This is a genomic window from Acidaminococcus intestini DSM 21505 (genome assembly GCF_000425045.1).
Taxonomy (GTDB): domain Bacteria; phylum Bacillota; class Negativicutes; order Acidaminococcales; family Acidaminococcaceae; genus Acidaminococcus; species Acidaminococcus intestini.
The window spans coordinates 1-6,882 of the sequence record NZ_AULA01000047.1; the positions used below are offsets into that span (position 1 = coordinate 1).

The 6,882-nt window shown below is 48.9% G+C and carries 7 protein-coding genes and 2 pseudogenes; 3 read left to right on the plus strand and 6 right to left on the minus strand.

The features are described from left to right. Both H503_RS0110640 and H503_RS0110645 read right to left on the minus strand, forming a co-directional pair. Nucleotides 1-191 (minus strand): annotated as a pseudogene (locus H503_RS0110640) (helix-turn-helix domain-containing protein); the annotation flags it as partial. Nucleotides 192-259: 68 nt separating this feature from the next. Then, nucleotides 260-808: a hypothetical protein gene (locus H503_RS0110645; protein ID WP_014128999.1), complete on the minus strand. Its 549-nt coding sequence runs from the start codon at nt 806-808 to the stop codon at nt 260-262. Nucleotides 809-931: 123 nt separating this feature from the next. On the opposite strand from H503_RS0110645, the gene H503_RS0110650 reads away from it, so the two are divergent. Continuing rightward, nucleotides 932-1,600: an HAD family hydrolase gene (locus tag H503_RS0110650; RefSeq protein WP_009014586.1), complete on the plus strand. Its 669-nt coding sequence runs from the start codon at nt 932-934 to the stop codon at nt 1,598-1,600. Nucleotides 1,601-1,915: 315 nt separating this feature from the next. Here H503_RS0110650 and H503_RS0110655 read toward each other — a convergent pair whose 3' ends face one another. From H503_RS0110655 to H503_RS0110670, 4 genes are all read right to left on the minus strand, one after another. Further along, nucleotides 1,916-2,668, minus strand: a complete 753-nt coding sequence (locus H503_RS0110655) for a pentapeptide repeat-containing protein (RefSeq protein WP_009014587.1) — start codon at nt 2,666-2,668, stop codon at nt 1,916-1,918. 5 nt (nt 2,669-2,673) lie between these two features. After that, nucleotides 2,674-3,360 carry an HAD family hydrolase gene (locus tag H503_RS0110660; protein ID WP_009014588.1) on the minus strand — a complete coding sequence of 229 codons (687 nt, stop codon included), beginning with the start codon at nt 3,358-3,360 and terminating at the stop codon, nt 2,674-2,676. Between the two features lie 93 nt (nt 3,361-3,453). Next, complete coding sequence (locus tag H503_RS0110665) at nt 3,454-3,906, minus strand: S-adenosylmethionine decarboxylase family protein (protein ID WP_014129001.1); 453 nt, start codon at nt 3,904-3,906, stop codon at nt 3,454-3,456. A 196-nt stretch (nt 3,907-4,102) separates the two neighbouring features. Continuing rightward, a complete protein-coding gene (locus H503_RS0110670; protein ID WP_009014590.1) occupies nt 4,103-5,062 on the minus strand; it encodes a tetratricopeptide repeat protein in 960 nt (319 codons plus the stop codon). A 224-nt stretch (nt 5,063-5,286) separates the two neighbouring features. Between H503_RS0110670 and H503_RS0110675 the strand changes: the two genes are divergently transcribed. Next, nucleotides 5,287-6,474: an iron-containing alcohol dehydrogenase gene (locus H503_RS0110675; protein ID WP_026385733.1), complete on the plus strand. Its 1,188-nt coding sequence runs from the start codon at nt 5,287-5,289 to the stop codon at nt 6,472-6,474. A 130-nt stretch (nt 6,475-6,604) separates the two neighbouring features. Beyond that, a pseudogene (locus H503_RS0110680) lies at nt 6,605-6,882 on the plus strand (helix-turn-helix domain-containing protein); the annotation flags it as partial.

Here is a 6,882-nt window from a genome sequence, read left to right on the forward strand (position 1 = left end):
TCCTCTGGGGACCATGCCTTGTAATGTGCTTTGTGACACAATGCTTCCGGTCCGCCAGCCTGTTCGATACGATTCCAAGTACGAATCTTGTTACGAAAATTTGCTGTTTTAATTCCTTTAGGTGTTTTTACCCACTTACCTTGACGATAAAGTTCTACACACATCAGCTTAAATTCAGTCGTATAACGCAAAATGTACCCTCCTTACTGGGTGTCCAGTAAAGAGGGTACATTTCACATTTCTCACAGTCTCTTTTTTATCATTTCAGCGATTCAAAATAGGAGAAGCGCCAGCCCTTGGCAGTCTTTACGTACGGGAAATCGACGGATTCCGTTTTGACAAGGGTCTTATGTTCCTTATCGGCATAGACCGGGGTCTTTGCCGTCACAACAATCCGGTCGCTTGACGGACGGCTCAAGCTGTAGGTCGGTGTACCCTTGAGAGGGTTTGCTTTTTTGGCGGCAGGTGCCACAAAAAGTTTGTTATCAGCCTGGCGATACATCTTATTGCCGCTGATGATGAAGCTTGCCAGGGAATCCGTAAAGATGTCATGGACGGCAGCTTTTAGATCCAACATGTTGTGAATGGTCGGGTCCGATACGGAATAATAGAGCATGTAGCCACTGTCAAAGCGTTCCTTTCCATCCGTCGGCAGGGGGTTATGTTCGAACCACTCAAAGACCGTCGTTGCACGTGTAAGGGCGGTCATCACTTCTTCATTGGTCGGATTTTCAGGGGAAGCAAAGGCCGTCATGGCACCCATGATCAGTGCGAGGGCCGTCAGCATCAAAGTGCGGATTTTTTTCATAACTAGCACTCTCCTTTGTTAGACTGCCTCCATTTTACCATATTCTGAAGTCATAGTATAATAAAAACCTGAAAAAGAATCGATTTCCTCTGGGAAATCAATACAATAAAGGATGGAGAAAATATGAAACCATACAAAGCGGTCATCTTTGACCTTGACGGAACGCTCCTTGATACCTTGGCGGACCTTGCGGCCTCCCTGAACGCCGTCCTCACGCGGCACGGTTACGGGCCCCAGCCCCTTCACGCGGTGCGGCGCTATTTAGGAAACGGAGCAGAACGCCTCTGCCGTCTGGCCCTGCCAAAAAGCGTCAAAGAGGAAGAATTCCAGACCATTTTCAATGAGTTCAAGGCCTACTACAAGGATCACTGCCACATCGCCACAAAACCATATGATGGCATTCTTGGCCTTCTTAAGGGCCTTCAGGCGCAAGGCATCAAGACGGCCATCGTCTCCAATAAACCCGATGAATCTGTCCGCGCCCTGCGGGATGATTTCTTTCCTGCCGTGACCCTTGCCGTGGGGCAAACGGAGGGCATTCCCCGCAAACCGTCCCCCACCATGGTAGAAAAAGCCCTGCATGACCTAGGCATCAAAAAGGATGACGCTGTCTACATTGGCGATTCAGAAGTTGATTTTGAAACCGCCCGGCGCGCCGCCATGGATGTCATCCTTGTAAGCTGGGGATTCCGGGACCGTGCCGAGCTGAAAGCCTTGGGAAAAGCGGTCATTGTCGATACACGGGAGGCATTATCTGCCTATCTTTTGGGATCAGTCCAAAAATCGGACTGATCTGATACAAGTAAGGGTCCCTTTGCTCTATGAAAAAGGGAGAAGAACCATGAGGCAGGCCTACCAGACAACAGCCCATTTGAAGATGGTTATCGTCTAGGCACTTTTAGAGGAGCTTTTGCCCTTTTCTGCCTGTATAGGCCCGCCGCCTTGTCCCCCACTCCTCAACTTTCTTTAGCATACACGAACGATTGCTCTGTCGCAGGTTCTATTCGGAGGACAAGAGGCCCCCATTGTTATAGCATGTTTCGTCTCTCAAAACGCAAAAAGGAGCTGTCAGGCAATGAACAAGCCATTGCTTTACAACTCCCTCTTTTATTTTTTATAGGCTTCTCGGATACTATCTGCAGTAAACTTAGCATCTTCCATATCTGTACCTGCAAGATTTGCATCGTCAAGATTGGCACTTGTTAGTTCCGCTTTTGTCAGGTTTGACCCCACGACCGTGGCGCTTGTCAAATTGGCGCTGCGCAGGAGGGCTTCTGAGAGGTTGGCTCTCCGGAAACGTGCATCATAGAGGTTTGCCGATGTAAAGTTGGCACTCATGAAGTTGGACCGGAAGAACCAGCTCCTAGCAAGGTTCGCCGAATAAAAATTGGCCATGGCCCCAGAAGCATAGTCAAAATTGCTTTCCCGCAGGTCTGCCGTATAAAGGTTTGCAAAAGTAAGCGATGCATGGGCAAAGCTCGTGCGATACGCCGTTACGCCGATCAGGGAGCCTCGGTTCAAGACCGCGTAAGAAAGGTTGGCGTGGGTAAGGTCTGCCCCATCCAGCTTTGCCTTCACAAGATAGGCTTTGCGCAAATTGGCCTTTTGAAGGTTTGCCTTAGAAAGGTCAGCGCCTTCCAGGACGGCACCGGAAAGATCAGCATAACTGAGATCGGCTCCCGTAAGATCTGCCCCTGTGAGGTCCTTGTTTTTAAGGGTCGCCCCCCGAAGGTCCCCGCCTGGACAGGATCGGGTCTCCACAAGACGCGCCACATCTCCCGCATCAAACGCAAGGACCGGCGACATCACAAGGCACGAAAGGGCCAGCAGGGCCGCGATTTTCCATTTTTTCTTACTCATTCCACTCATTCCTTTATTAGCTGCAGCAGCGTTTCCGGTGCTTTGGGCAAAGTCTCAATGATTTTCCAAGGCGTGTATTTTTTTAAATCTTCCGCCTTGTAGGTCGAACCGCCCTTTACAATCAAGGCCCGCACCCCGATGGCATCAGCGCAGGTGATATCATGGGGCGTATCGCCGATCACAACGGCATCACTCGACGTTACCTCTGGATCAAGGGCTGTCAGTTTTTTCCACAGGGCCCTTGAAAGATCATCGCGAAGCTCACTGATTTCTCCAAAGGCACTGACACGGCGGTCAAAATAGTTATCAATCCCAAAATGGGCAAGTTTTGCCAAAGCGGCCTTTTCACAATTTCCTGTCAAAAGAAGGTTTGTTACATCCGGTGCGGCCTGCGTATAAGCAAGGGTTTCCTTGACAAAAGGCAACAAATGACCATGCCGTTCGGCAAGGGTTTCTGGCAAGCGCTTGGCATAAGCTTCGATGAAGGTCTCTACATCGGATTTTGTGCAGCTTCCTTTGATTTGTTCAATGGCCCGGCGCGCAATATAAGTATCGGTACGTCCGCTCATGCTGTAGGAAAAATTGAAACCATCGACGCCATACAGGTCGCGGATGGTCTCCTTCATGGCTGTAACCCCGGCAAAATTAGTTAGCATCAGCGTTCCATCAATATCCCAAAGTAAATAGTTCATCTTTTTTCCCCATGTCACAAAATAGAGACGTTCCAGCAAGAAGCTTCTTGCTGGAAAAAAGGCACTGAGCCAATGATTCTTAGCATGCTGGGATCATTTTTTCAGCATGAAATTCTTGAGTTTCACTCCAGCGTTTTTAGCCCGCCGCATAGGTTTTACCATCTTCTGGCGCCGCGGTTTCATATCCTCTATATTGCCAAAATCACCGCGTTTGATGACTGTCATCTTTGACTGATCCGGTCCCATTTCCTTACGGATGGCAATGCCCAGTTCCTCAGGAATGAAGTCCCCATTCATGTTCATGATATCGAGGCCAGCATAACCAAATTCTTCGCAGACTCGCAGAATGACGTGCCCACCCTTTACGGGAACCGTAAAGATAAGACTGCCTTCGTCCGGATCTTCATCCAAATAAAAATGAAGGGCCTTGACGGAAAACCGGTCCATACATTCTTTCAAAATGGTTTCGATTTGAATGGGGTCCTGGATAACCGTTTCTAGGCAGCGATACATATCGAGCGCAATTTGTGTTCCTTCTCCAATCACAGGGTTCACATCCTTGTGGGTTTATTTTAAATCTCTTCATTATATCCCACGAATGGACGGACTGTCAAAAAATAAGGAACAGGGTTAGTCTGCTCTCAATAAAATCAAAGGGCCTGCAGCACAAAGCACGCGGCCTTTTACCGCAACATCTGTCAGCTATTGATGGCATTTTAGGAGCAGGAAGGGATACGTGGTCTCAAATCGGTGCGCTAGTTGCGCGTTCCCTATGTTCAGCAAGCTCTTTATCAATCATCGCCAGTTCATCATAAACGGCCCGCACTTTTTCGTTTTCCTTTCCGTATAGCCCTTTGCAAACTATTCCTGCTTCCAAAAGGGCTTCACGGGCGTCTTGGATCCTTCCCATGCCACGCAAGGCCCAAGCCTCATGCTGCCTGTTAATGGCATACTCATGAGTCTTGCCGTAAAATTTCAACAAATAGGCCGCTGCTTCATGATAGACCTGGGCGGCCTTTTCGTATGCCGCTTTTTGGTAGAGAATGCCTCCCAGCCCATTTAGTGCTGCCGCATAATAGGGATTTTTCCTATCTCCATGAAGTCGAAACTCTGATAAAGCCTTTTCGATGTACTGGTCTGTCTTATCCCCTTCATCCATACGGTAATAGAGAAAGGCAAGCTGGTAATAGACCCGGCCAACATCTTTTTGTCGGCCCGAAAGGAGAAAATAACGCAGGCTTTCTTCCAGCCGTTTCGCCGCTTTTTCAAGTTCTCCCTTTTCCTGATAGACCTGACTGAGATTGAGGTAAAGACTGGCACAGACGGAGACATTCAGCCGTGCTTGGGCCTTATAGATGGCAAGACTTTCTTCAAAAAGGGCAATGGCCGTGTCCTTATCACCCATCTTTCGATATGTTCCGCCCAAATTGTTCAGAAGGGATGCGTATTCCGGCGAATGCCGTCCCCGCTCCTTAAGAAGAGCCTTCCGAAGGCTTTCCATGACACTGATGGATTCTTCAAATAATCCGATTTTCCGATAAAACAGACCTTTTTCATTGGTCACACTGGCCCAATCCAAAAAATTTCCTTTTGTTTCCATCTTTTGCTGCCACTGCGTCAGGAACGTTTCCATTCGTTCCACTGATCCCGTTCTCATCAGGCGGTCCCGAGTTTCCCAAAACTGCTGCATTTCAGTTGTCATCAGGGATTCCTCCTTTACTTATTTCCTATTGTAGCAAAGGTTCAGGCCCCATACTTTGCCCGTTCTATCCCTTCCTGTGCTGGAGCTCTTCTTTTTTGCACAAAAGATGGTGAGATTCAGCAAAAGAATGATGAGAATAGGCACATCATGGAAGACAGCCTTTTTTTATAATAAAGTCAACAAGATAAGCCACGGCAAAGTGGAAATTCATAGGAGGTTACAACATGGATAACTTTACTTTTTACAGTCCGACCTACTTTGTTTTTGGGAAAGAAACGGAAAAGGAAACCGGCAAATACGTCAAAAAGTATGGCGGCACCAAAGTCCTGATCCACTATGGCGGCGGCAGTGCTGTCCGTTCCGGCCTCATTGCCCGCATTGAAGCATCCCTTGATGCAGAAGGCATTGGCTACGTGGAACTGGGCGGTGTCAAGGCATCCCCTCACGCCGACCTCATCTACAAAGGCATCGATCTTGCCAAGAAAGAAAAAGTGGACTTCATTCTTGCTGTTGGCGGCGGCTCCGTCATGGACTCGGCAAAAGGGATTGCTTTGGGCGTCCCCTATGATGGAGATTTCTGGGATTTTTACTGCGGCAAGAAGGGCCCTGTTACGGAAGCCCTTCCTGTTGGCTGCGTTGTGACCATCGCCGCTTCCGGGTCCGAAGGATCCACGGATTCCGTGGTCACCCTTGATACGGAAGATGGTCATGAATACAAACGCTGCGCTGACGGCGATATCCTGCGTCCGCTCTTTGCCATCATGAATCCAGAATTGATGATGACCCTGCCGCCTTATCAGACGGCAAGCGGCATTTCCGACATCATGGCCCACTGCATGGAACGGTATTTCTCCCACACCAAAGAATGTGAACTGACGGACCGTCTCCTTGAAGCCGTCATGCTCACCATGATCAAAGAAGCCCGCCGGGTCATGAAAGATCCGATGAACTACGACGCTCGTGCCAACATCATGTGGGCTGCCATGGTAGCCCAAAACAACTCCACCGGTGTCGGCCGCGCCCAGGATTGGGGCACCCACCACATGGACAACGAAATTGGCATCCTTTATGGAGCCAGCCACGGTGCCGGTCTTGCCCTTCTCTTCCCGTACTGGATGATGTATGCCATGAAGACCCAGGGGCCAACTCTCTTTGCCAAATACGCAAGCCGCGTCTGGGGCATTCCCATGGACTTCGAACATCCGGAACTGACTGCCATGGAAGGCATCAAAGCCTTCCAGCGCTTTGTCAAAGAAGACCTGGGCATGCCGACCACCATCAGTGAACTGGGCGGCAAAGAAGAAGACATTCCCAAGATGGTCGAAAATATGTTCTACGAAGCACCTAACCATGGGAACTTTGTCAAACTGACGCCGGAAATTGCAGCGGAAATCTACAAGATGGCCCTGTAAGAACGCGTCTCATTGCACTCTCGCGTAATACCTCCTTCTAGATAAGTCAACCCTTCTACGCAAAAATGCGGACCGTACTCCCCCTTGAAATGTACCCTCTTTACTGGACACCCAGTAAGGAGGGTACATTTTGCGTTATACGACTGAATTTAAGCTGATGTGTGTAGAACTTTATCGTCAAGGTAAGTGGGTAAAAACACCTAAAGGAATTAAAACAGCAAATTTTCGTAACAAGATTCGTACTTGGAATCGTATCGAACAGGCTGGCGGACCGGAAGCATTGTGTCACAAAGCACATTACAAGGCATGGTCCCCAGAGGAGAAACTTGAATTGGTTTCACAAGTAAATGCCGGACAGTCAATGATGGCTGTCGCCTGTCAATATGGTATGAGCTATAGTCTTTTGTA

Bases quoted from the DNA above. Each gene is read 5' to 3' on its own strand.
- H503_RS0110645 (WP_014128999.1), bottom strand. From the start codon at position 808: ATGAAAAAAATCCGCACTTTGATGCTGACGGCCCTCGCACTGATCATG.
- H503_RS0110650 (WP_009014586.1), top strand. From the start codon at position 932: ATGAAACCATACAAAGCGGTCATCTTTGACCTTGACGGAACGCTCCTT.
- H503_RS0110655 (WP_009014587.1), bottom strand. From the start codon at position 2,668: ATGAGTAAGAAAAAATGGAAAATCGCGGCCCTGCTGGCCCTTTCGTGC.
- H503_RS0110660 (WP_009014588.1), bottom strand. From the start codon at position 3,360: ATGAACTATTTACTTTGGGATATTGATGGAACGCTGATGCTAACTAAT.
- H503_RS0110670 (WP_009014590.1), bottom strand. From the start codon at position 5,062: ATGACAACTGAAATGCAGCAGTTTTGGGAAACTCGGGACCGCCTGATG.
- H503_RS0110675 (WP_026385733.1), top strand. From the start codon at position 5,287: ATGGATAACTTTACTTTTTACAGTCCGACCTACTTTGTTTTTGGGAAA.